Genomic DNA, 23,617 nt, shown 5'->3' with positions numbered 1-23,617 from the left:
CCACCGTGCTCTTCCTCTACACCGTGCTCGTGGTGTGCGAGGCCGTCCTGCTGATCGCCGGCATCGTCGAACAGCGGCGGCACCAGACCAACCTCGACGTGATCCCCACCCGGGTCCTGGTCAACGGCATCCGCGGCAAGTCCTCCATCACCCGGCTGTGCGCGGGCGCCCTGCGCGGCGGCGGGCTGACCACCGTGGCCAAGACCACCGGAACGGCGGCCCGCTTCATCCACCCCGACGCCACCGAGGAGCCCGTCTACCGCAAGTTCGGCATCGCCAACGTGGTCGAGCAGATCGGCATCGTGCGCCGCGCCGCCGCCTACGAGCCGGACGCGCTCGTCATCGAGTGCATGGCGGTCATGCCGGCGCTCCAGGAGATCAACCAGTCCAAGCTGATCCGCTCCACCATCGGCGTGCTGTGCAACGTCCGCGAGGACCACCTCGCCGAGATGGGCCCCACGCTGGACGACGTGGCGCGCTCGCTGTGCCGGTCCATGCCGGAGAACGGCATCTGCGTCACCGCCGAGCAGGACCGCTTCCACATCCTCCAGGAGGAGGCGGACGCCCGGAACTGCCGGCTGATCTACGCCGACCCCGCGACGGTCAGCGACGAGGAGCTGCGCGGCTTCAGCTGGTTCACCTTCAAGGAGAACGTGGCCATCGCGCTCACCGTCGCCGAGCTGGTGGGCGTCGACCGCGCGACCGCCCTCCAGGGCATGTACGACGCCCCGCCGGACCCCGGCGTCCTCTCCGTCGAGCGGTACGCCACCGAGGAAGGCAAGAAGCTGCGCTTCGCCAACGTCTTCGCGGCCAACGACCCCGAGTCGACGCTGATGAACATCAACCAGCTGCTCGACCTCGGCGCCATCCACCGCCCGCTCAACGTGGTCATCAACTGCCGCCCCGACCGGGTCGAGCGCAACGGCCAGATGGGCGAGATCATCCCCGATCTCGACCCCGAGCAGGTCTTCGTCATCGGCCACCCGGCCAAGTCCGCCATCGACGCCATCCCGGCCCAGTACCGGGACCGCGCGGTCGACCTCGGCGGCGACCGCCGGGATCCCGAGGAGTTCATGGCCGAGCTGCTCGGCCGCCTCGGCCCCGACTCCTCCCTGGTCGCCATCGGCAACATCCACGGCCAGGGCGAGATCCTCCTGGAGCACCTCGCCGAGCTGCCGCCCGACGAGAGCGCCGATGACACCCCGGCGGCACCGACCGCACCGGCGGGCGGCGAGCGCCATGTCGAGCACGTGGACACGGTCCAGCTGTACGCGCCCCGCCTGGACCCCTACCAGGGCTACCCGGAGGCGTACGAGACCCGGTACGCGCACCAGGCGCACGTACCGCATCAGCGCACCCCCGAGCGGCCGTACCCGCAGACGGCACCCGACCAGGGCTCCCGGGAGCCCTGGCCCGCCGTCGCACCGGCCTCCGACGCCCCGCGGCCCCGCGGCCTGTTCGAGCCGCGGGTCCCGCCCGCCCCGCCCGCCGACGACTCCCAGCAGTGGCAGAACCCAGGAGAGCAGCACCGTTGATCCCCTCCGTCCTCACCCCTGAGATCGCCGCCATCGGCATCGCGATCGGGCTGCTCTTCTCGCTGGTCTGCTACCTGACCACCAACCTCTCGCCCGGCGGCATGATCACCCCGGGCTGGCTGGCGCTGACCCTCGTCGAGGATCTCCAGCGGGCCGCGATGGTCGTCGGCGTCACGGTGCTGACCTACGTGGGCACGCTGCTGATGCAGAAGTACGTGATCCTCTACGGCAAGCGGCTCTTCGCCGCGGTCGTCCTGCTCGGCGTGACCCTCCAGGCGACCGTGATGATCATCCTGTCGATCGAGTTCCCGCTGATGTACGCGAACCAGACCCTCGGCTTCATCGTCCCGGGCCTGATCGCCTACCAGCTGGTCCGCCAGCCCCGGGGGGCCACCCTGCTGTCCACCGGGTCGGTGACGCTGATGGCCTATGTCGTCCTCACCGCCGGAATCCTCCTCGGCGTCATGCCGTCCGCCTGACCCACCACCGGAGCCGATCCCATGCCACCGAAGAAGAAACGCCCCGTACTGCACGCCGTCACCGTGCTCGCGCTGCTCGGCGCCAGCGGCTATCTGACCGTGGAGCTCAGGAAGGACGAGCAGGACAAGACGCCGGCCACCCAGGCCGTCATCGACGAGCCGAACCTGGAGAACGGCACCGGCCAGCAGAGCGGCAAGCAGACCTGGGAGCGGCTGAAGAACCCCGCCCGCACCATCCTGCGCGGCGGCAACGGCCAGATCCTCGCCACCTTCACCGACCGCGCCCGCACCGCCACCCTGCGCGGCCCCTCCCGCACCTTCAGCGAGCCCGCCAACACCAAGTCCAAGGTGATCACCGAGGACTGGGTGCGGCTGATGCCGGAGCCGTGGGCCGAGGGCGCCGAGAAGAAGCAGTGGTTCAAGGACTGGTTCAAGGAGAACTACGGCAGCAAGAAGGAGGACCTCTTCGCGATCGCCTTCCAGTACGTGACGGGCGCGCCGGTCAAGAAGGACGCCCAGGGCATCCCGTACGCGGGCGACGCGGTCTTCGGGCCGTTCAAACCGGACGGCGTGGACCGGCTGGAGCAGAACGACTTCTACGACTACCTCGGCATCTCCTACACCTTCCGCGACGGCACCACGATGGCCGCGCGCAAGGAGCGCTACCGGGCGCTGGACTGCTCCGGCTTCATCCGCATGGTCATGGGCTACCGCGCCCGCTACCCCCTGATGGCGAGCAACGCCCTCGGCGACGGCCTGCCGCGCACCGCGAACGGCATGGCCCGCTCCAAGGTCGGCGTCGATGTGATCAAGATCCAGGGCGCCGGCCCCTGGTACACCCGGCCCACCAACATCGATGTGCTCCAACCCGGTGACCTGCTGTTCTTCAAGATGGATCACCGCACCGGCGACCATATGGACCATGTCGCCCTGTACCTGGGGCTGGACACCGACGGCCACCGCGTGTTCGTCTCCAGCCGCAAGGAGCAGAACGGCCCCACCATCGGCGACAACGGCGGTGTCTCCCGGATCGACGGCAACGGCTTCTACGCCGGGCTCTTCCGCAGCGCCAAGCGCCTCTGAGGTAGTAGGAAAATCGGGCTGAACCAGGACAAAAATTTTACCCGCGGCGCTAGACCTTAACGGCTCGTTTCCTTGTACCGTTCGCGTTAGTGCGGGTAGGTTCTGCGCCATGACCGCATCCCAGACTCCGACCACTGCCGAGGAGCTGCGCGGTGTCGGCCTGCGGGTGACGGCCGCCCGTGTCGCCTTGCTGGAGACCGTCCGGGACGGTGATCACCTCGGGGTCGAGGCGATCGCCTCCGGGGTACGCGACCGTGTCGGCCACATCTCCCTCCAGGCCGTGTACGAGGCCCTTCACGCACTGACGGCGGCGGGCCTCGTACGCCGCATCGAACCGGCCGGGAACCCGGCCCGGTTCGAAGGACGCGTCGGGGACAACCACCACCACGTCGTATGCCGGTCGTGTGGTGCCGTCGCCGATGTCGACTGCGCCGCCGGTGAGGCACCCTGCCTGACCGCGTCCGATGACCACGGCTTCTCGGTTGACGAGGCCGAGGTCATCTACTGGGGCCAGTGCCCCGCCTGTTCCACCGCCACCAGTTCCTGAGCACCATGATCCGCCCTAGCGTGGAAGGATTTCCATGTCCGAGAACCATGAGGCAATCGTCGTAGACCCGAAGACAGAGGAAGCGGGGGGCTGCCCGGTCGCGCATGGGCGTGCTCCCCACCCCACGCAGGGCGGCGGCAACCGTCAGTGGTGGCCGGACCGGCTCAATCTGAAGATCCTCGCCAAGAACCCCCCGGTGGCGAACCCGCTGGGTGCGGAGTTCGACTACGCCGAGGCGTTCCAGGCCCTCGACCTCGCTGCGGTGAAGCAGGACATCGCCGAGGTGCTGACCACCTCGCAGGACTGGTGGCCCGCCGACTTCGGCAACTACGGCCCGCTGATGATCCGTATGGCCTGGCACAGCGCCGGCACCTACCGCATCAGCGACGGCCGCGGCGGCGCCGGTGCCGGTCAGCAGCGCTTCGCCCCGCTCAACAGCTGGCCGGACAACGCCAGCCTCGACAAGGCCCGCCGTCTGCTGTGGCCGGTGAAGAAGAAGTACGGCCAGAGCATCTCCTGGGCCGACCTCATGGTCCTCACCGGCAATGTCGCCCTGGAGACGATGGGCTTTACGACCTTCGGCTTCGGCGGTGGCCGTGCGGACGTCTGGGAGGCCGAGGAGGACGTCTACTGGGGCCCGGAGACCACCTGGCTCGGCGACGAGCGCTACACCGGCGACCGCGAGCTGGAGAACCCGCTCGGCGCGGTCCAGATGGGTCTGATCTACGTCAACCCGGAGGGCCCCAACGGCAACCCGGACCCGATCGCCGCGGCCCGCGACATCCGTGAGACGTTCCGCCGGATGGCGATGAACGACGAGGAGACCGTCGCCCTCATCGCCGGTGGCCACACCTTCGGCAAGACCCACGGCGCGGGCCCCGCGGACGCCGTCGGCCCGGACCCGGAGGCCGCCCCGATGGAGCAGCTGGGCCTCGGCTGGCAGAGCACCCACGGCACGGGCGCGGGCAAGGACGCCATCACCAGTGGCCTCGAGGTCACCTGGACCACCACCCCCACCCAGTGGAGCAACGGGTTCTTCAAGAACCTCTTCGAGTACGAGTACGAGCTCACCAAGAGCCCGGCCGGCGCCAACCAGTGGGTGGCCAAGGACGCCCCGGAGATCGTCCCGGACGCCTTCGACCCGAACAAGAAGCAGCGCCCGACGATGCTCACCACCGACCTGTCGCTGCGCTTCGACCCGATCTACGAGCCGATCTCCCGCCGGTTCTACGAGAACCCGCAGGAGTTCGCGGACGCCTTCGCCCGCGCCTGGTACAAGCTGACCCACCGCGACATGGGCCCGAAGTCGCTGTACCTCGGCCCGGAGGTCCCGGAGGAGACCCTGGTGTGGCAGGACCCGCTGCCCGAGGCCCAGGGTGAGGCCATCGACGCCGCCGACGTCACGGCGCTCAAGGCCAAGATCCTCGACTCCGGTCTGACCGTCTCGCAGCTGGTCGGCGCCGCGTGGGCGTCCGCCGCCTCCTTCCGCGGCAGCGACAAGCGCGGCGGCGCCAACGGCGCCCGGATCCGCCTGGAGCCGCAGCGCGGCTGGGAGGTCAACAACCCGGACGAGCTCGCGCAGGTCCTGCGCGCCCTGGAGACCATCCAGGGCGAGTTCAACTCCGGTGCCAAGAAGGTCTCCCTGGCCGACCTGATCGTCCTCGGTGGCTCCGCCGCCGTGGAGAAGGCCGCCAAGGACGCCGGTGTCGACGTCGAGGTGGCCTTCGCCCCGGGCCGCGTCGACGCGGGCGACGAGCACACCGACACCGAGTCGTTCGCCGCGCTGGAGCCGACGTACGACGGGTTCCGCAACTACGTCGGCAAGGGCAACCGGCTGCCGGCCGAGTACCTGCTGCTGGACCGGGCGAACCTGCTCACCCTGAGCGCCCCCGAGACGACCGTCCTGGTCGGTGGGTTGCGCGTGCTGGGCGCGAACCACAACGGTTCCAAGCACGGCGTCCTCACCGAGACCCCGGGCAAGCTCACCAACGACTTCTTCGTCAACCTGCTCGACCTGGGCACGACCTGGAAGTCCACGTCCGAGGACCAGACCACGTTCGAGGGCCGTGACGCCTCGGGCGCGGTCAAGTGGACCGGCACCCGTGCCGACCTCGTCTTCGGCTCCAACTCCGAGCTGCGCGCCCTCGCGGAGGTCTACGCGAGCGACGACGCCAAGGAGAAGTTCGTGCACGACTTCGTCGCGGCGTGGGTCAAGGTCATGAACCTGGACCGGTTCGACCTCGTCTGATCCGCTCCGAGCACCACGTCCAGGCCGGTCCGCACGGACCGGCCTGGACGCTTTTCTGCCCCGGGACCGGCCCCGGCAGGGCCGACGGACACGCTTTGCCATCTCTTTACAACGCGCCGCGCCGCTGCCTCGTCTCTCCGCTCGATCCGTAACCCAGCCCGCCGAACCGCCGGGCGGACCGACGAAAGAGAGCGACTCCATGCGCCGCACTGTCCTCAGCGCGATGACACTCGCGTGCACCGCCGTACTGGCCACCACCGTGCCCGCGTTCGCCGACGACGCGACCCCCGCCCCCCGCCGCACCCCCGCGGCCTCCGCCAGCCCGGTCCCGAGCGAGGCGCCGACCCGCAAGCCCACCGCCGCCGCCCAGGCCCCGAGGGAGGAACCGGCCAAGAAGCGGGACCGCGGCCAGGTCGCCGTCGTACCGAAGGGCGCGCCGAACACCGGAGTGACGGACGACTCCTCCGAGTCGTCCGGGACCGAGAGCGCGCTGATCGGCGGGGGAGCCGCCGCCGTGCTCGCCGCGGGCGGCGCGGCGGTCCTCGTCGTCCGCCGCCGGCGGGCGACCGGGGCATGACCCCGTTCTCCAGGCGCGCCTTCGCCACCGCGGCGATGGCCTCGCTGCTCGCGGGCTGCGGCGGCCACCCGGACCGGCGGACCACGGCCGCACCGACCTCCGGGAGGAGGCCACCGCCGACCCCTGCGAAGGCGGCGCGTCCCCTCGGGCGTTCGGTCCCGGTCGGGCTGCGGATCCCGGCCATCGGCGTCGACACCCCGGTCATCCGGCTGGGGCTGGCGCCGGACGGGAGCGTGGCGGTCCCGCCGGTCACGGCCCACGACCGCGCGGGCTGGTACCGGCACTCGCCGACACCGGGGCAGCTCGGCCCGTCGGTCATCCTCGGCCACGTCACGGTCGGCGCCTACGGCGACGGGGTCTTCCGTCACCTGGCGCGGCTGCGCCGGGGCGACCGGGTCGAGACGCGCCTGGAGAACGGCACGGCGGCACGGTTCGGCGTCAGCGCCGTACGGACCGTCGCCAAGGCGGACTTCCCGGCGGACGAGGTCTACGGGGACGTGGACCGCCCGGAGCTGCGGCTGATCACCTGTGGCGGCCCCCGCTCCGGCGACGGCTACCTCGACAATGTGATCGTCTTCGCCACGCCGGCGTCCGCCGGCCCCTGACCCACCCAGCATCCCGGGCCCATGGAACCCACACCGGCGGCCCGGGATCCTCCTCTGACGAAGTGCCCGCACGGCCGAGTGCCGCCACGACCATGGAGTGCGTTGAAACGGTCCCGTGACAGGGCGGCGTCCGAGCTGTTCGCCGCCCTCTACCCGCGCCTGGCCGGCTGGTGCCGCCGTCTCGTCGACGACGACGAGACGGCCCATGAGATCGCCTCCGAGGCGTTCACCCGGCTCTGGGCCCGCTGGACGTCCGTGGAGGAGCCCCGCGGCTTCCTCTACGTCACCGCGGCCAATCTCGTCCGGGACCACTGGCGCAAGGTGGAGCGCGAGCGCAGGGCCATGCGCCGGGCCACCACGGAAGCCGCCGTCCGCCCCCACACCGAACAGTCCGACCCGTCGGTGCGCCTGCTCGTACAGTCGCTGCCGGAACGGCTGCGCGTCCCGATCCTGCTGCACTACTACGCTGACATGCCCATCCGGGAGGTGTCCGTACTGACCGGGCGCAAGGAAGGAACCGTCAAGGCCGACCTCCACGCGGCCCGGGAACTGCTCCGCGTCCACCTGAGGAGAAGCCTTGACCCCACGCTGTGACGACGGCCCGGAGCACATCGGCCCCGAGCGGGAGCCCGACGACCCCCTCGCGGTGATCCTGCGGCCCCCCTCCGACTACCTCGGCCCGCCCCCGGGCCGGTACGAGGCGGTCCGCCGCGCCGCGGTCCGCCGCAAGCTGCTCCGCACCGCGGCCGGGGTGGGGGTGTCCTGCGCCGTGGCCGCCCTCATCGCGCTGCCGCTCCGCGCGGCGGCACCCGAGCCCCCCGCGCGCCCTACGGTCCCGCTCGCCCCGCCGCCCGCGACCGGCCGTACGACGCCCCCGCTCCCCTCGGATTCCGGCGGTCCCTCGGCGTCGCCCAGCCCCTTGGCGCCGTCCGAGTCCGCCGTTCAGCGCCCCGGGCGCGGGCCCGGGAGCGAGACGTCCAGCCCCCGGGACGGCGCGAGGGTGCCCGCCCGCGGACGGTCGGCGGCGCCGAGCTCCTCGGCGCGGGTCGTTCCGTCGGAGGTCCGGAAGGACACCGAAGCGACCCCCGGAACGACGCGACGGCCGTAGGCGGCCCCGGCCGCCCACGGCCCTGTCGCGCTACGCCTTCGAACCGATGCCGGTCAGCGACCGCACTTCCATCTCCGCCTGCTTCTTGGGGTCCGCGGGCTCCTTGCTGAAGACCGTGCCGAGGAAGCCGCAGAGGAAGGAGAGCGGAATGGACACCAGGCCGGGGTTGGTGAGCGGGAACCAGTGGAAGTCCACGCCTTTGATGATCGACGTGGAGCTGCCGGAGATGGCGGGGGAGAAGATGATGAGCACCAGGCCGGACACCAGCCCGCCGTAGATGCTCCACAGCGTCCCGGTCGTGTTGAAACGCTTCCAGAACAGCGTGTAGAGGATCGTCGGCAGATTGGCGGACGCGGCGAGCGCCAGGGCCAGCGACACCAGGAAGGCGACGTTCTGGCCGTTGGTCACGATGCCGCCGAGGATGGCCAGGAAGCCGATCACGAGCGCCGTCAGCCGGGCGACCCGGATCTCGGACCGCGGATCGGCCTTTCCGTTCCGGATCACATTGGCGTACACGTCGTGGGCGAACGAGGCCGAGGCGGCCAGGGTCAGCCCGGCGACGACCGCCAGGATCGTCGCGAAGGCCACCGCGGAGACGATGCCCAGGAGCATCGCGCCGCCGATCTCGAAGGCGAGCAGCGGAGCCGCGGAGTTCTCGCCGCCGGGCGCGTTCACGATCTTGTCCGAACCGACCAGCGCGGTGGCGCCGTACCCGACGAGCAGGATCGACAGATAGAAGATGAACATCGACCAGGAGCACCACACCACCGAGCGCCGGGCCTCCTTGGCGTCCGGCACGGTGTAGAAGCGCATCAGCACGTGCGGCAGGCTGGAGATGCCGAGGACCAGCGCCAGGGAGAGCGAGACGAAGTCGAGCTGGTCCATCGCGTTCCTGCCGTACCAGCCGCCCGGGTTGAGCAGTTCCCCGCCCAGCGGACTGTTCTGCGACGCCTGGTCGAGGATCGCCGAGAGGCTGAACCCGAACTTGCCGAGCAGGAACACGCTCATGAAGGTCACGCAGATCAGCAGCAGGCCCGCCTTGATGATCTGCACCCAGGTGGTGCCCTTCATGCCGCCCACCAGGACGTAGAAGACCATGACGAGGCCGACGCCGGTGATGATGAGGGCCTGCCCGCCCTTGCTGTGCACATTGAGCAGCAGGGCGATCAGACCACCCGCGCCGGCCATCTGGGCGAGCATGTAGAAGAACGTGATCACCAGGGTGGCGTTGGCCGCCGCCGCGCGGACCGGGCGCTGTTTCATGCGGTAGGCCATCACATCGCCGACCGTGAACCGCCCGGTGTTGCGCAGCCGTTCACCGACCAGCAGGAGGGCGACCAGCCAGGCCACCAGCCACCCCACGGAGTAGAGGAACCCGTCGTAGCCGTGGACCGCGATCGCCCCCGAGATGCCGAGGAAGGAGGCGGCGGAGAGGAAGTCGCCGGAGAGGGCGATGCCGTTCTGGACGCCGCTGAAGGCGCTGCCCGCGGCGTAGTAGTCGGAGGTGGTCGAATTTCTGTTGGTGGCCTTGTAGACGACGAACAGCGTGATGACGACGAAAGCGAAGAAGACGCTCAGGTTGATTATCGGGCTGCCGGTCGCGCGGGCTGCGATCTGCACTGTCATTCCTTGCCGACTCCCGCCAGCTCGTGGATCGTGTCCACCTGGGGATCAAGTTTCTTGCGCGCGAAGCGCCGGTATGTCAGGACGATCGCCATGGTCGTCACGAACTGCAGCAGACCGAAAAGGGTGCCGGTGTTGACGGCGCCGAACACCTTGCGGCTCATGAAGTCGTGGTCGTAGGCCGAGAAGAGAACGAAAGTCATGTACCAGCACAAGAAGAACGCGCTCATCGGGAAGATGAACCAGAGCAGTCTCTTGCGCAGGAGCTTGAACTCCGGGCTCTGCTGGATCGCCTCGAAGTCGGGCTCCCCGATATCGTCACCGCGATCGGCGAACCCCGTTCCGGTGGCCCGCTCGGATGGCAAGGAAGCGGGTGATCGCACCGATTTATTCATGGTTTTCTCCGGGGTTTTTCTGACGAAAACGTCGGTTCGGGGGCGCCCGCGCTCGGGCGTCAGGGGAGGGCAACCGGCGGGCCCTTGACGCGGCAAGTGTAGTAAGGCACCGGACGCAGTCAACGTCGCACCCTGCTCCTCACCGGGGCAGGTGGGCACATGTCAGGGGGTGCGTCCGGCTTCGGCGCCATCTCGAATATGACGGGAGAGGTCGCCGAACCGATACTTTGTCTCACCTTCCCGTGTTGTCCATTTTGACTTGGTGTCAGGTTGGCGACGGCTGCCCAGGGTTGCGCCTTGGGGGACATTTCGGCACCCGGCGTTGTGTCCCAAGTGTCGCCACTGGTAGAACCTCACCGGGTAGAACGTCCCATCGTGCGCGAGCATGAGTGCGGTGAGCGTGCCGTCTGGGCAGCGCGTCTGCCATTGGCATATGACGGCAGCTCCCGGCTCGCCACTCCCTCCCCCGGGGTGTTTGGATAGGCCAAGGAACGCAGTCTGCGGGGGTGCTCCCAAGAAGCCGGAGGTAGGTTGATCTGTGGGTTTCCTCGACCGCTCTCGCATCGTCGCAGGCGCGGGCTGGAATCGTTGGCTGATTCCGCCGGCGGCGCTCGCGATCCACTTCTCCATCGGCCAGGCGTACGCCTGGAGTGTCTTTAAGATACCCCTGGAAGATTCCCTAGACATCTCGGGAACGGCTAGCGCCCTCCCGTTCCAGATCGGCATTCTGGTGCTCGGGCTTTCTGCCGCGTTCGGGGGAACGCTGGTGGAGCGAAAAGGGCCGCGCTGGGCCATGTTCGTGTCGCTCGTGGCCTTCTCGACCGGCTTCCTGGTCGCCGCGCTCGGCGTCGCCACGCGCAATTACTGGCTGGTCGTCCTCGGCTACGGCGGCATCGGCGGAGTCGGCCTCGGCATCGGGTACATCGCCCCGGTGTCCACCCTGATGAAGTGGTTCCCGGACCGGCCGGGCATGGCCACCGGTACGGCGATCATGGGTTTCGGGGGTGGCGCGTTGATCGCCTCTCCCTGGTCGACGGAGATGCTGAAGGCGTTCGGCAGTGACACCAGTGGCATCGCCAAGACGTTCCTGGTGCACGGCCTGGCCTACGCCGTGTTCATGTCGCTGGGCGTGGTGCTGGTGAGGGTGCCGCCGGAGGGCTGGCGGCCGGCCGGCTGGACGCCCCGCGTCGACGCGGGCAAGCGGCTGGTCACCACCGCGAACGTATCGGCCAGGAACGCGGTGCGGACGCCGCAGTTCTGGCTGCTCTGGGTCGTACTGTGCATGAACGTTACTGCTGGTATCGGGATCCTGGAGAAGGCCGCCCCGATGATCCAGGACTTCTTCCACGACACGGCGAGTCCGGTGAGCGCGAGCGCCGCCACCGGGTTCGTCGCGCTGCTGTCCCTGGCCAACATGGCCGGTCGCTTCGTGTGGTCCTCGGTCTCCGACGTGGTCGGCCGGAAGAACATCTACCGGCTGTACCTGGGCGCCGGTGCCCTGCTCTACCTCACCATCATGCTCGAGAAGGACGGCAGCACCGCGCTGTTCGTCGGCTCGACGATGGTGATCCTGTCGTTCTACGGCGGTGGATTCGCCACCGTCCCGGCCTACCTCAAGGACCTGTTCGGGACCTACCAGGTCGGCGCGATCCACGGCCGGCTGCTGACCGCGTGGTCGGTCGCCGGAGTCGCCGGACCGCTCATCGTGGATTCCATCGCGGATTCCGCACATGAGGACGGGCGCTCCGGCCCGGCTCTCTACACCTTCTCGTTCTCGCTCATGATGGGACTGCTCGTCATCGGCTTCATCGCGAACGAACTGGTACGTCCGGTGAATCCGAAGTTCCATGAGCCGGAGCCGGCGGCCCGCGAGGAGTCGGCACCCCCGGAGGAAACCCCCGATCCCATTCCGGCAGAGAGGCGGTAAACCGGTGACTGACGCAGACGGCCCTTCGCCGAACGCGACCAAGACGGGTTCCCCCGTGGTGATGGTCGTGGCATGGCTGTGGGTGGCGGTGCCGTTTCTTTACGGCCTCTATCAACTGGCGGAGAAAAGCAGCAAGTTGTTCGAGTAAAGGCAGGCGCGCCGGCGCATCGCCGAAGCGATGGACCGGCCCGCCCGCCGGGCGTTCGACTTTCCCCATCCGGGGAAATCCCAGGAGAAACGGCATCGTGATACATCCCTGTGGGCAAGCCGGTCCGAGCGCGGAGCGCGCCTCATGACCCCGGGCAGGCATGCGGCCGCGCGCGACCGCTCGCCGTCGTGGTGGGCCGGCGTCGTGGAGTGGCGCAACTGGCGGCTGCCGGTGAAGCTGGGTGCCGTTCTGGTGGTGCCCGCTCTGCTCGCCGTGGCCTTGGGCGTCGTACAGATCCAGCGCGACGTCGAGCGCGCCAACTCGTACGCGGACGTGCAGCGGCTGGTCAAGCTGCGCGGTGGACTGAGGCCGCTGATCGGCGACCTGCAGATGGAGCGCACCCTGTCGGCCGAGCGGCTCGGCGAGAGCGGGCCCGCCGATCCGGCCATGCTCCGCCGGCAGACCCAGCGCGTGGACCGAGCTCAGGCCGCCGTCGCCCGCATCACGCAGCGGACCCAAGGTCTGAAGGGGGTTTCGGCCAACCGCTACCGCGACGCGTCCAAGCTCCTGGACGGACTGCCCGGCCTGCGCGGGCGGGTGACGTCCAAGGACCTGGGCTCATGGACCGCGATGACCGAGTACAGCAAGATCATCAACAGTCTGCTCGACCTGGACCAGGCGCTGGGCAGCGGGTTCGGTGACGCCCAGCTGTCCGGACCGGCCAGCGCGCTGTACGACCTGGAGATGGTCCAGGAACAGGTGCACCTCCAGCATGTGATCGTCATGGTGGCGCCCCGGCCCGGCACGCTGGAGGACCCCAAGCTCATCAGGGCGCTCCAGGAGTCCGACATCCGCATGCGGGACAAGCTGAGCGACTTCCGCGCCGTGGCCACCGTGGGCGACCAGCGCGCCTACGACCGCACGGTCACCGGCCCGGAGGTCGATCGGCGCACCAAGCTGCTGGACGGCGTGCTGTCCCAGGCGGGCTCGCTGAACGCCGGGCAGAACGGCGCCGATGCCCCGCCGTTCTCCGACCGCACCTGGCACCGCAGTTCGGAGGCGCACGGAAGCCTCATCAACAAGGTGGAGAAGCGGCTCGCCGACCGGCTCCGCGTGACCTCCGCCGAGCTCCAGGACGAGACCAGCGACCGGGCCGGTGCGGAGTCCGTGCTGCTCTTCGCCGTACTCCTGCTCGCCTTCGCCATCGGTATCGCCATCGCCCGGCATCTGCTGCGGTCGCTGACCGTGCTGCGCTCCACCGCGCTCGACGTGGCCGAGCGACGGCTCCCGGAAGCGGTGTCCAGCATCCGCGAGGGCGAGGCGTCCAGCACCGCGATCAGCGCCGTACCCGTCCACACCACCGAGGAGTTCGGGCAGCTCGCGAGGGCGTTCGACGCGGTGCACGGTCAGGCCGTGCGTCTGGCCGCCGAACAGGCCGCGCTCCGCGGCGATCTGCGCGACACCCTGGTCAACCTCTCCCGGCGCAGCCAGAGCCTGGTGGACCGGCTGCTGCGCCTGATGGAGCAGCTCGAGTCGCACGAAGAGGACCCGGACCAGCTGGCCAGCCTCTTCAAGCTGGACCACCTGGCGACCCGTATGCGGCGCAACAACGAGAACCTGATGGTCCTGTGCGGCAGCACTCCGGTCCGCCCCTCCGAGCAGCGGGTGCAGCTGGACAGTGTGCTGCGCGCCGCGGTCTCCGAGATCGAGCACTACCGGCGGGTGGTGGTGGAGCCCGTTCCCACCGCCGAGGTGATCGGGTACGCTGCCGGTGACCTGGCGCGAATGGTCGCTGAGCTGCTGGACAACGCCACCGCGTTCTCCCCGCCGGAGACCCAGGTGACCGTCAGCAATACACTACGGCTGGACGGTTCCGCACTGATCGAGGTCCGCGACGAGGGATTTGGGATGAGCGGTGCCGAACTGGCCAAGGCTCATCGGCGCGTAGCGGGGGACGCATCCGTGGAGGTACCTACGTCCCGGCAGATGGGCTTGACCGTCGTCGGTCAGCTGGCCCGTCGCCACGGCGTCTCCGTGGAACTGATCTCGGAGCGGGAGACCGGTGGCGGACTGCGCGCGGGTGTGCTGGTGCCGGCCAGGCTGATGCTCGGCGACAAGCCCGCCATCGCGGGCCGGGAGAGCTCGCTGCCCATCCGGAGGACCGCCGCCAGGACGTCCGAGGCGGCGCGGCCGCGCCGTGAGCTCGGCGCCGCCCCGGCGGCACCTCTGCCGCGCCGCGTGCCCGACGGCCCCCGCTCGCTCCGCGCCGGTGATGCCCCGGCCGCGTCCGAGCACGCGGGCCGCTCCCTGCCGACCCGCCCCAGCTCCTCGCGGACGTTCACGGATCCCCAGCAGACCGGCGGACTGCCGCGGCGGAGCCCCGCCAAACCCGGCCACCCCGCCAAGCCGGGCCATCCCGCCCCGGTCGGCGAGGGCATACCGGCCGACGACGGCATACCGGCCGACGACGGCATACCGGCTGGCAACGGCGTACCGGCCGGAGACGGCGCACCGGAGAAGACCGGCCCCCTGCCCGGCGACGGCGGACCGCTCGCGGACCGCCGTACGGCACAGCCGCCGGGCCGGCCCACGGTGCCACCGCGGCGTTCTCGTCCGGCCGCCCCGGACGACGCCCCCTCGCCATGGTTCGCGTCGCACGAGACGGCACCGGCGGGCTCCAACGGCGAGGGGCCGCCCAACGCCCGTAAGCCCGCGGACCTTCCAGCGGCCGCCGCCTCCCGGCGGCCCGACCCCGCTCCGTCCGGACCCCCCGACGAGAGTCGGCCGGACCCCGCGGACGAGCCCGGCCAGATCGTCCACGAGCGGCCCGGCGCCGCGGAGGCGGGCGGGGTCACCCAGGCCGGGCTGCCCCGGCGGGTGCCGCGCCAGGGCCAGGCGGCGGACCGGGACAAGCCGCGCGCCACCGGAGAGCGGCCCGCGCCGCGCGCCACCGCGGACGAGGCCGCCGCGCGGCGGACCGCCGGCCGCACCCATTCGTTCCTCAGCAATTACCAGTCGGGCATCCGGCGGGCTCAGCCCGACGGACGCGACGAGACATAAGGTCTCAGCGAAGATGGACAGGAAGAACCAATGACCTCACCCCAGCTGCGGGAGGTGAGCCAGTTCGGATGGCTGGTCACCAACTTCACCGAGCGTGTGCCCAATGTGGCGTGCGCCGTGGTGGTCTCGGCCGACGGGCTGTTGCTCACCGCGTCGGACGGGCTGGCGGCCGATCGGGCCGAGCAGGTCGCCACCATTGCCGCCGGGGCCATCAGCCTGATCCAGGGCGCTGCCCAGTGCATGGATACCGGTGATGTGCGGTCCTCCGTGATCCAGATGGAGCTCGGCAACATGCTCCTGATGTCGGTCAAGGACGGCTCGTGCCTCGTGGTGCTGGCGGCGCCGGACTGCGAGATCGGTCAGGTGGCGTACGAGATGACGGTACTGGTCGATCAGGTCGGCGAGATGCTGACCCCGGAACTCCGCGCCGAGCTGCAGGAATTGAATCTGCAGGGCATAAAGCGGACAGCAGCCCAATAGGCCGGACGGGGAGATGATGAGCACCGGTGAAGGCCCTTCCGGGCAGGGACCTGGGAGAGAACAGGGGGCGGAGGACGAACAGACCTTCGCCGACGTGCTCAACGCCTTCAGCTTCGGCAAAGGGCGACGCGGGCGGAAGCCGCCGCGGTCCGACGGGGCGCCGGAGGGCGCCCGGTCCCGCCGCCGGGGCGGGGACGGCCGGCCCGAGGAGCCCGGGGGACCCTTCCCACGGGGGTCGTCGGAGCCGGAGCGGTCGGGCGTCTGGGATACGGAGCACGACGGGAGCCAGGGCCCGGCCTCGCTGGTGCGCGCCTACTCGTGGACGGGCGGCCGGACCAGGTCCGACCATCACTTCGAGGTCGAGACGCTGGTGACCACCACCGAGCTGGGCCACCGCTCGATGGACACCCTTCAGGCGGACCACCGGCCGGTGATCGCGCTGTGTCAGGAGCCGCGGTCGGTGGCCGAGGTGGCGGCCATGCTCTCGGTGCCGCTGGGGGTGGCCAAGGTCCTGCTCGGCGACATGGCCGAGCACGGACTGATCACCGTCCACCGGACGGCTTCCGAGGAGGGCGACGTACCGGACGTCTCCCTGATGGAGCGCGTGCTGGTGGGGCTTCGGCGGATTTAGGGGGTGTCCGGCGGAGCTTGGCGCCCGCGGCGGGCTGCTCCCCTCCCCGCCCCTTCCCGACACCTGCCGATATGCGGCTCCGCCGCGTGGGGGGGGCTCCGCCCCAGACCCCGGGGTCCAGGGGCGAAGCCCCTGCCACGCGGCGGAGCCGCATATCGATGCTGCGGGAAGGGGCGGGGAGGGGAAAGGCCCGCCGGATACACCCCGTAGCGGCTTCGCCGCGCGGGAATCGACAGATCCCCGCGCGGCGGTATGCCCACTTCTGTGTGCGATGTGCACCGGAGGGCGCCCGCCCGCTGATTGCTTGTGCGCGTTCAAAGCCAACACTGAGCAGTTTCACGCTCTTGACGTGATTCGTTCTGATCGGTTTACTCCCTGGCACGCCGATGTCGAATCCTCGGCGGCAGAGGTACGCCCAGCCGGTATGCGGCTCCGCCGTGAGTCCGGCCCGAGTCGCCAGGTCGCGGTCCGTGACCGAGGCGGGGCCGTGCCCTCGGATCATGGAGCTCTCAGCGATGAGCCTGAACCGTTCGCGTATCCCTCCACCTGTGCGCGGCGGTCCGTCCCGGCGTGGGGTGTTGCGTGGCGGCGGGGCGATGGCGCTCACCGGCGCCATGGGTGCCGCCGTGGCGGGATGCGGGACGGGCCTGGGGGTGGATTCCCACGGAACCGTGCACATCGAGGTGTGGCACGGGCAGACCAGTACCGCCCTGCGAGCGGTCAAACGGCTCGTGGCCGACTTCCACCGCGGCCACCCGAAGATACGGATCGACCTGAGCGGCGGCGTGCTGGCGGACGACATGCTGCAGAAGGTGATGGCCGGTCTCGTCGCCGGATCCCCGCCCGATGTCGCCTACATCTTCGGCTCGGACCTGGCCAGCGTCGCCAGAAGCCCCCAACTGGCGGATCTGACGACGGTCGTGGAATCCGGGCAGGTGCCCTGGAAGCAGTACTGGCCCGCCGCCCGGGAGGGCGTCACGGTCGACGGTGTGGTCCGTGCGGTGCCCGCGGTGCTGGACTCGCTCGCCGTGGTGTGCAACAAGGCCCTCTTCCGCCGGGCGGGTCTCGAGCTGCCCGGCCCCGGCTGGACCTGGCGGGACTTCATCGAGACGGCCAGGAAGCTGACCGACCGAGGCAGGGGCACGTTCGGCACCGGCTGGCCCGCCGCGGGCGACGAGGACACGGTGTGGCGGATGTGGCCCATGATCTGGGATCTGGGCGGCGAGGTCATCGCCGAGGGCAAGCGCGAGATCGGGTTCGCGGGTGAACCCGGGGTCCGATCCCTCGAGGTGCTCGCGGCACTCGCCAAGGACAGAAGCGTCTACGTCGATCCCAAACCCGGCGGCGAGCAGATGTACCAGGCATTCGCCTCCGGCCGGCTGGGCATGGTCGCCACCGGTCCCTGGCAACTGCCCGACATCCGCCAGGCGAAGATCGACTATCAGGTCGTACCGCTGCCGAGCTTCAGCGGCCGGTCGGTGACCATCTCCGGCCCGGACACCTGGAGCGTGTTCGACAACGGCTCCGCGCGGCTGAAGGCCGCCCGTACGTTCGTCGGCTGGCTCATGGAGCCCGCGCAGGCGTATCGGTGGGACACCCAGGCGGGCAGCCTGCCGCAGAGCCGCCCGGCCGAACGCCGTCCGCAGTGGCGGGCGTACGCGGCCGAGGTGCCCGGTCTGCCGGTCTTCACCGAGGTGCTGGAGACCGCCCGGGTACGGCCCGTCGACCGTGCCTACCCCAAGATCTCCATGCCGTTCGGCGAGGCCATCACCGCCGTCCTGCTCGGCAGGAGCACACCGGCGAAGGCGCTGCGGCGGTGCGCCGACGAGGCCGACGCGGCCATCGCCAAGGTGCGTTGAGGAGTTCCCCATGTCCCGTCTGCCCACCCCCATCACCCGTCCGGCGCCCCGCACACCGGCCCGTCCCGCACGCCGCAGGGGCCGCCGGGAGGCCGCGACCGCCTGGGCGTTCGTCCTCCCCTCCGTCCTGGTCATCCTGGGCCTGAGCGTCATCCCCGTCCTGTGGTCCCTGCTGCTGTCGTTCCAGTACAGCGACCTCCTCACGCCGAGCGTCTGGGTGGGCTGGGACAACTACCGCCAGCTGGCCGACGATCCGCAGTTCGCCCAGGCCGTGCGCAACACCCTGGAGTACACGGCGCTGTACGTACCGCTGAGCATCGGTCTGGGGCTGGTGCTCGCGCTGGTCCTCAACCGCCGGATCCGGTTCGCCGGTCTGTACCGCACGCTGCTCTTCGTGCCGTTCGTGGTCTCGGCCGCCGCCCAGGGCGTGCTGTTCTCCTTCATCCTCGACCCGGAGTTCGGCGCGGCCAACTCGCTGCTGCACCGTCTCGGGGTCTCCCCGCAGGGCTTCCTGTCCGACCCGGGCCAGGCGCTGCTGGTCCTGGTGGGCATCTCGCTGTGGAGCGGCACCGGCTTCTGCGTCGTGATCTATCTGGCGGCCCTCCAGGACGTGCCCCGCGAACTGATCGAGGCCGCCACCCTGGACGGCGCGGAACGCCGTCATGTGCTGCGCCATGTCACCCTCCCCACCATCGCGCCGGTCAGCGTGTTCCTGCTGCTGTGGCAGACGATCAGCGCCCTACAGGTCTTCGACCTGGTGTATGTGACGACGAAGGGCGGTCCGCTCGGATCCACCACCGTGATCGTCTACTTCGTCTGGGAGCAGGCGTTCCGCAATTTCACCGCCGGTTACGGGGCCGCGGCGGCCTATGTCCTCGGCGTCGCCCTGCTGGTGGCCGCCGCCGCGCTGCGGCTGGTCCGGCGCCGTGGCGACCGCCGTATCGAGGGAGCCACGTCATGACGGACCTGTCCCCACGGCGGCGGCCGAGGCTGCCGTTCAGCCCGTGGCATCTGCTGCTCGCGCCACTGGCGCTGCTCTTCGCCGTACCGCTGATCTGGCTGGGGCTCAGCTCGGTGATGAGCGACGCGGAGATCAACCGCTTCCCGCCCGCGCTCTGGCCCTCCGGGATCCACCTGGACGGCTACCGCCTCGTGCTCGGCAACGCGATGTTCCCGCGCTGGTTCGCCAACTCCCTGATCGTCTCGGCGGTCGCGGTCGTGTCCAATCTGCTGCTGGGGACGCTGGGCGGATACGCCTTCGCCCGGATGCGGTTCGGCGGGTCCCGGGTGCTGCTGGTGCTGATGCTGGCCACCATGGCCATCCCGTTCCAGCTGACGATGATCCCGACGTTCCTGGTGATGCGGAAGCTGGGGCTCGTCGACACCCTCGGGGCGCTGATCGTGCCCTCGCTGGTGACGCCGTTCGCGGTGTTCCTGCTGCGGCAGTTCTTCCTCTCGCTGCCCCGGGAGCTGGAGGAGGCCGCCTGGATCGACGGGTGTTCGCGGCTGCGGGTGCTGTTCCAGATCGTCGTCCCGCTGTCCCGCCCGGCGCTGAGCACGGTCGCCGTCCTGACCTTCCTCACCACCTGGAACGACCTGTCGTGGCCGCTCATCGCGCTGAACCACGACGCCAACTACACCCTCCAGCTGGGCCTGACCACCTTCCGGGGGCAGCACCACACCCAGTGGTCGGCCGTGATGGCGGGGAACGTCATCACCGTCCTGCCGGTGCTGCTCGCCTTCCTCGCCGCCCAGAAGACCTTCGTCCGGTCGATCACCTCCACCGGTCTCAAGGGCTGACCGGCACCGCCCAGCCTCTCCCTCACCTTCAGGAACCCGTATGCCACCCACCTTCGACCTGCTCGTCATCGGGGACGCCAACCCGGACGTCATCGTCGGACCGCTCGACACCCCGCTCGCCTTCGGCCAGCGCGAACAGCTCGTCGACAGCGGCGCGCTCACCCTCGGCGGATCCGCCGCGATCACCGCGTGCGGCGCCGCCCGGCTGGGGCTGCGCGTGGCCTTCGCCGGACGTGTCGGGGACGACGGCGCCGGACACTACATGCGCGACCGGCTCGCGGCGCACGGCGTCGACGTCCAAGGACTGCACCTGGACAGCGCCCTGCCGACACCGCTCACGGTCATCGTGACCCGCGGCGACGACCGGGCCATCCTCACCTCGCCTGGCACGCTCGCCGCCACCACGGGCCGCGACATACCCCCACACCTGCTGACCTCGGCCCGCCACCTCCACGCCGCGTCCTACTTCCTCATGCCGGGGCTCGCCGCCGATCTGCCGGACCTCTTCGACGCCGCCCGCGCTGCGGGCACAACCACCTCGCTGGACACCAACGACGACCCCTCGGGCCGATGGGACCGCGCCGCGCTGGCGCCCGTCCTCGCCCGGACCGACCTCCTGCTGCCCAACGCCGCTGAGGCCCACCGGCTGGCGGGCACCGACGGCACGTCCGTCGCGGCCGCCGCCGAACTCCTCGCACGGCAGGTCCCCCTGGTGGCCGTCAAGAACGGGGCGGACGGCGCCCTCTGCCACGACGGCCGGACCCTGCTCACCACCGCGGGGATCCATGTCACACCCCAGGACGCCGTCGGCGCGGGCGACAGCTTCAACGCCGGCTTCCTCGCCGGACGGCTGACGGGCCGGCCCATCGCCGAGGCACTCGACCTCGCCGCCGCCTGCGGTGCGCTGTCCACCCGCGCCCCGGGCGGCACCACCGCCCAGCCCACCTGGGACGAAGCCCTTACCCACCTCACCGCCAACGGAGACATCCCGTCATGATCAACCCCAAGATCGTGCTGATCGGCGCGGGAAGCGTCGTCTTCACCCAGGGCCTGCTGGCGGATCTCTTCGCCTTCCCGGAGCTGAAGTCCGCGCGGATCGCCCTGCACGACATCGACCCGGAACGCCTGGCCACCGCCGAGGCCGCCGCGCGCTACATCGCCGGGCGGCGGGGCGCCGCCGCGCACATCACCGCACACGCCGACCGGCGCGAGGCACTCGACGGCGCCGACTTCGTCATCAACCTCGTCCAGATCGGCATGGGGGAGGCCACCCGCGTCGACTTCGAGATCCCCGCGCGCCACGGTGTGCGGCAGACCATCGGCGACACCCTCGGCGTCGGCGGCATCTTCCGCGCCCTGCGCACCTTCCCGTTCCTCAAGGCGCTGGGCGAGGACATCGCCGCCGTATGCCCCGGGGCATGGCTGCTCAACTACACCAACCCGATGGCCATGAACGTGCAGTACCTCGTGGCGGCCACCGGGCTGACCCGGGTGGTCGGCCTGTGCCACTCGGTGCACTGGACCATCCATGACCTGTGCGAGCTGCTGAAGGTCCCCTTCAACGAGGTCACCTACCGCGCCGCCGGGGTCAACCACCAGGCGTGGGTGCTCCGTCTGGAGCACGACGGCACCGATCTGTACCCCCGGCTGGACGCGCTGATCGCCGAGAACGAGCAGCTGCGGCGGCGGGTCCGCGTCGACATGTACCGGCGGCTCGGCTACTACCCGACCGAGACCAGCGAGCACTCCTCCGAGTACGTGCCCTGGTATCTGCACCACGCGAGCGAGATCGAGCGGCTGCGGCTGCCCGTCGGCGCGTACCTCGGCATCGTGGACGAGAACGTGGCCGAATACGAACGGACCCGCGACGCCCTCACGACCGGCGCCGATATCGACGTCGAGGGGACCATGGAGTACGCCCCGCAGATCATCCACTCCGTGGTGACCGGCACCCCCAGGACCGTCTACGGCAATGTGCCCAACCACGGGCTCATCGAGAACCTTCCGGCCCACGGCGTGGTCGAAGTGCCGTGTCTGGTCGACCGGTCCGGGGTGCGGCCGACCCGTGCCGGTGCGCTGCCCCCGCAGCTCGCCGCGCTCAACCGCACCTACCTCAGCATGAACGACCTGGTGGTGCGCGCCGCCCTGGAGGACGAACCGCGCCATATCCGGCACGCGGCCATGACCGACCCGGCGACCGCCGCCGCCCTGCGCGTCGAGCAGATCTGGGAGCTGTGCGACGAGATGGTGCGCGCACACGGCGAGTGGCTGCAACCGACGCTGCGCGCGACCCTCGCCATCTGACAATACGAAGAATAGTGTGCCAAGCGACTCACCTGGGGGTGTCCGACGGACCACGCGGCGGAGCCGCACCCCGCCCCTTCCCGCCTTCCAACCCCTCAGGGGGCACCTCCCAGCGGTAGCTGGGGGAGATTGAGGAGCGGGGTCTGGGGCGGAGCCCCAGTTGAGGGAAGGGGCGGGGAGGGGAACAGCCCGCCGCAGGCGTCAAGTGCCGTCGGTCGCCTCGCGGAGCACGGCCCGCACCTGGCCGCGCAGCCACGCGTGGGCGGGGTCGCTGTCGTGCCGGTGATGCCAGGTGAGGACCATCTGGGTCGGCGGCAGCTCCAGCGGCAGCCGCCGGGTGACGAGGCCGAGCCTCGCCGAGGCGGGTCGGCAGACCCGCTCGGCGACCACGGCCACGGTGTCCGAACGGGACACCACGTCCAGCGCCGCGGCGCTCGTCGGCAGGGACGCGACCACCCGCCGCCGCAGCCCGCGTTCGGCGAGGGCTTCGTCGATGGCGTCGTGCAGCCGGCCCCGGCGTGAGACGGTCACGAACGTCATGCGGACGAGCTTGTCGAGGTCGACCCGGCCCTTGGCGAGCGGATGCGCCCGCCGCAGCGTCAGGACCACCCGGTCGGTGCCGACCACCTCGGAGGAGAGCTCCGGGCGGCGCGGCTCGTTCGCGCCGAGCTCCAGGTCGACCTGGCCCCGGGCGAGGTCGGGCCGGTCGGCGGAGGACTCGGCCAGCAGGCTCAGACGGATGTTCGGGGCGGTGGCGCCGACCCTGGCGATCAGCGGGGCGGCGAGGGCCGCCAGCAGCGCGTCATGGCCCCGCACGGTGAAGTGCCGGTTGAGGGCGGCCAGGTCGAGTCGGCGTACGGGAGTGAGCACGGCGGTGGCCCGCCGGACCAGGTCGCGGGTCTCCTCGCGCAGTTCCAGGGCGTGCGGGGTCGGGACCATGGTGCGGCCGGCCCGTACCAGGATGTCGTCGCCGGTCGCGCGACGGATCCGGGCCAGCGTCCGGCTCATCGCCGGTGGCGAGAGGTTCAGCCGGTCCGCCGCGGCGGTCACGCTGTTCTCCTCCAGCAGCGCGTCGAGCGCCACGAGCAAGTTGAGATCCACCCGCGACACGGTAAGGCAGGCCCGGGCGGGGTTGCGCGCGGCGTCATGTCTCGGGTGACCCGCGGCGTGTGCGGCCCCCGTCCGGCGGGCGGGGGCCGCGGATGTGC

The 23,617-nt window shown here is 70.5% G+C and carries 22 protein-coding genes; 19 read left to right on the top strand and 3 right to left on the bottom strand.

Annotation, left to right across the window (positions count from 1 at the left end; translation table 11 throughout):
* Positions 1-5: 5 nt before the first annotated feature.
* From pgsB to LIV37_RS08940, 9 genes are all read left to right on the top strand, one after another.
* Positions 6-1,535: a poly-gamma-glutamate synthase PgsB gene (gene pgsB, locus LIV37_RS08980; RefSeq protein ID WP_020866791.1), complete on the top strand. Its 1,530-nt coding sequence runs from the start codon at positions 6-8 to the stop codon at positions 1,533-1,535.
* Positions 1,532-2,014, top strand: coding sequence for a poly-gamma-glutamate biosynthesis protein PgsC/CapC (locus LIV37_RS08975; RefSeq protein WP_020866790.1), 483 nt, complete (start codon positions 1,532-1,534; stop codon positions 2,012-2,014). The genes pgsB and LIV37_RS08975 overlap by 4 nt, the downstream gene beginning before the upstream one ends.
* A gap of 21 nt (positions 2,015-2,035) precedes the next feature.
* Positions 2,036-3,097, top strand: a complete 1,062-nt coding sequence (locus LIV37_RS08970) for an NlpC/P60 family protein (protein WP_020866789.1) — start codon at positions 2,036-2,038, stop codon at positions 3,095-3,097.
* A 109-nt stretch (positions 3,098-3,206) separates the two neighbouring features.
* On the top strand, positions 3,207-3,644 hold the full coding sequence (locus LIV37_RS08965; RefSeq protein WP_020866788.1) for a Fur family transcriptional regulator: 438 nt from the start codon (positions 3,207-3,209) through the stop codon (positions 3,642-3,644).
* Between the two features lie 34 nt (positions 3,645-3,678).
* Positions 3,679-5,892 carry a catalase/peroxidase HPI gene (gene katG / locus LIV37_RS08960; protein WP_020866787.1) on the top strand — a complete coding sequence of 738 codons (2,214 nt, stop codon included), beginning with the start codon at positions 3,679-3,681 and terminating at the stop codon, positions 5,890-5,892.
* Positions 5,893-6,091: 199 nt separating this feature from the next.
* Positions 6,092-6,469 carry a hypothetical protein gene (locus LIV37_RS08955; protein ID WP_020866786.1) on the top strand — a complete coding sequence of 126 codons (378 nt, stop codon included), beginning with the start codon at positions 6,092-6,094 and terminating at the stop codon, positions 6,467-6,469.
* A complete protein-coding gene (locus LIV37_RS08950) occupies positions 6,466-7,074 on the top strand; it encodes a class F sortase (RefSeq protein ID WP_020866785.1) in 609 nt (202 codons plus the stop codon). Before LIV37_RS08955 ends, LIV37_RS08950 begins: the two co-directional genes overlap by 4 nt.
* A gap of 102 nt (positions 7,075-7,176) precedes the next feature.
* The gene (locus LIV37_RS08945; protein ID WP_020866784.1) at positions 7,177-7,668 is read left to right on the top strand and encodes an RNA polymerase sigma factor; all 492 of its coding nucleotides are present in this window, start codon (positions 7,177-7,179) and stop codon (positions 7,666-7,668) included.
* Entirely contained in the window at positions 7,652-8,182 is a 531-nt protein-coding gene (locus tag LIV37_RS08940) for a hypothetical protein (protein WP_020866783.1), read from the top strand. Before LIV37_RS08945 ends, LIV37_RS08940 begins: the two co-directional genes overlap by 17 nt.
* A 30-nt stretch (positions 8,183-8,212) precedes the next feature.
* Here LIV37_RS08940 and LIV37_RS08935 read toward each other — a convergent pair whose 3' ends face one another.
* Entirely contained in the window at positions 8,213-9,808 is a 1,596-nt protein-coding gene (locus LIV37_RS08935; RefSeq protein ID WP_121825671.1) for a solute symporter family protein, read from the bottom strand.
* A complete protein-coding gene (locus tag LIV37_RS08930; RefSeq protein WP_121825672.1) occupies positions 9,805-10,200 on the bottom strand; it encodes a DUF485 domain-containing protein in 396 nt (131 codons plus the stop codon). The genes LIV37_RS08935 and LIV37_RS08930 overlap by 4 nt, the downstream gene beginning before the upstream one ends.
* Before the next feature lie 538 nt (positions 10,201-10,738).
* Between LIV37_RS08930 and LIV37_RS08925 the strand changes: the two genes are divergently transcribed.
* The 10 genes from LIV37_RS08925 (at position 10,739) to melA (ending at position 22,409) form a co-directional block, all read left to right on the top strand.
* Positions 10,739-12,127 (top strand): L-lactate MFS transporter, encoded by a 1,389-nt coding sequence (locus LIV37_RS08925; protein ID WP_121825673.1) that lies wholly within the window; start codon positions 10,739-10,741, stop codon positions 12,125-12,127.
* Between the two features lie 4 nt (positions 12,128-12,131).
* Positions 12,132-12,275 carry an MFS transporter small subunit gene (locus tag LIV37_RS08920; protein ID WP_158634931.1) on the top strand — a complete coding sequence of 48 codons (144 nt, stop codon included), beginning with the start codon at positions 12,132-12,134 and terminating at the stop codon, positions 12,273-12,275.
* Positions 12,276-12,419: 144 nt separating this feature from the next.
* Complete coding sequence (locus tag LIV37_RS08915; RefSeq protein ID WP_158634932.1) at positions 12,420-15,335, top strand: sensor histidine kinase; 2,916 nt, start codon at positions 12,420-12,422, stop codon at positions 15,333-15,335.
* A gap of 30 nt (positions 15,336-15,365) precedes the next feature.
* A complete protein-coding gene (locus LIV37_RS08910; RefSeq protein WP_020866777.1) occupies positions 15,366-15,815 on the top strand; it encodes a roadblock/LC7 domain-containing protein in 450 nt (149 codons plus the stop codon).
* A gap of 16 nt (positions 15,816-15,831) precedes the next feature.
* A complete protein-coding gene (locus tag LIV37_RS08905; protein ID WP_243146376.1) occupies positions 15,832-16,446 on the top strand; it encodes a DUF742 domain-containing protein in 615 nt (204 codons plus the stop codon).
* A gap of 515 nt (positions 16,447-16,961) precedes the next feature.
* Positions 16,962-18,305 carry an ABC transporter substrate-binding protein gene (locus LIV37_RS08900; protein ID WP_121825675.1) on the top strand — a complete coding sequence of 448 codons (1,344 nt, stop codon included), beginning with the start codon at positions 16,962-16,964 and terminating at the stop codon, positions 18,303-18,305.
* A gap of 10 nt (positions 18,306-18,315) precedes the next feature.
* Positions 18,316-19,266 (top strand): carbohydrate ABC transporter permease, encoded by a 951-nt coding sequence (locus LIV37_RS08895; RefSeq protein ID WP_020866774.1) that lies wholly within the window; start codon positions 18,316-18,318, stop codon positions 19,264-19,266.
* Positions 19,263-20,105 (top strand): carbohydrate ABC transporter permease, encoded by an 843-nt coding sequence (locus tag LIV37_RS08890; RefSeq protein ID WP_020866773.1) that lies wholly within the window; start codon positions 19,263-19,265, stop codon positions 20,103-20,105. The genes LIV37_RS08895 and LIV37_RS08890 overlap by 4 nt, the downstream gene beginning before the upstream one ends.
* Before the next feature lie 40 nt (positions 20,106-20,145).
* The gene (locus LIV37_RS08885) at positions 20,146-21,102 is read left to right on the top strand and encodes a carbohydrate kinase family protein (protein ID WP_020866772.1); all 957 of its coding nucleotides are present in this window, start codon (positions 20,146-20,148) and stop codon (positions 21,100-21,102) included.
* A complete protein-coding gene (gene melA, locus LIV37_RS08880; RefSeq protein WP_020866771.1) occupies positions 21,099-22,409 on the top strand; it encodes an alpha-glucosidase/alpha-galactosidase in 1,311 nt (436 codons plus the stop codon). The genes LIV37_RS08885 and melA overlap by 4 nt, the downstream gene beginning before the upstream one ends.
* Before the next feature lie 201 nt (positions 22,410-22,610).
* Here the strand turns inward: melA and LIV37_RS08875 are convergent, their stop codons facing one another.
* Positions 22,611-23,510 (bottom strand): LysR family transcriptional regulator, encoded by a 900-nt coding sequence (locus tag LIV37_RS08875; RefSeq protein WP_121826149.1) that lies wholly within the window; start codon positions 23,508-23,510, stop codon positions 22,611-22,613.
* Positions 23,511-23,617 lie beyond the last annotated feature (107 nt).

The organism is Streptomyces rapamycinicus NRRL 5491 (genome assembly GCF_024298965.1).
GTDB lineage: Bacteria > Actinomycetota > Actinomycetes > Streptomycetales > Streptomycetaceae > Streptomyces > Streptomyces rapamycinicus.
This window is presented reverse-complemented; position numbering and strand designations above follow the sequence as displayed.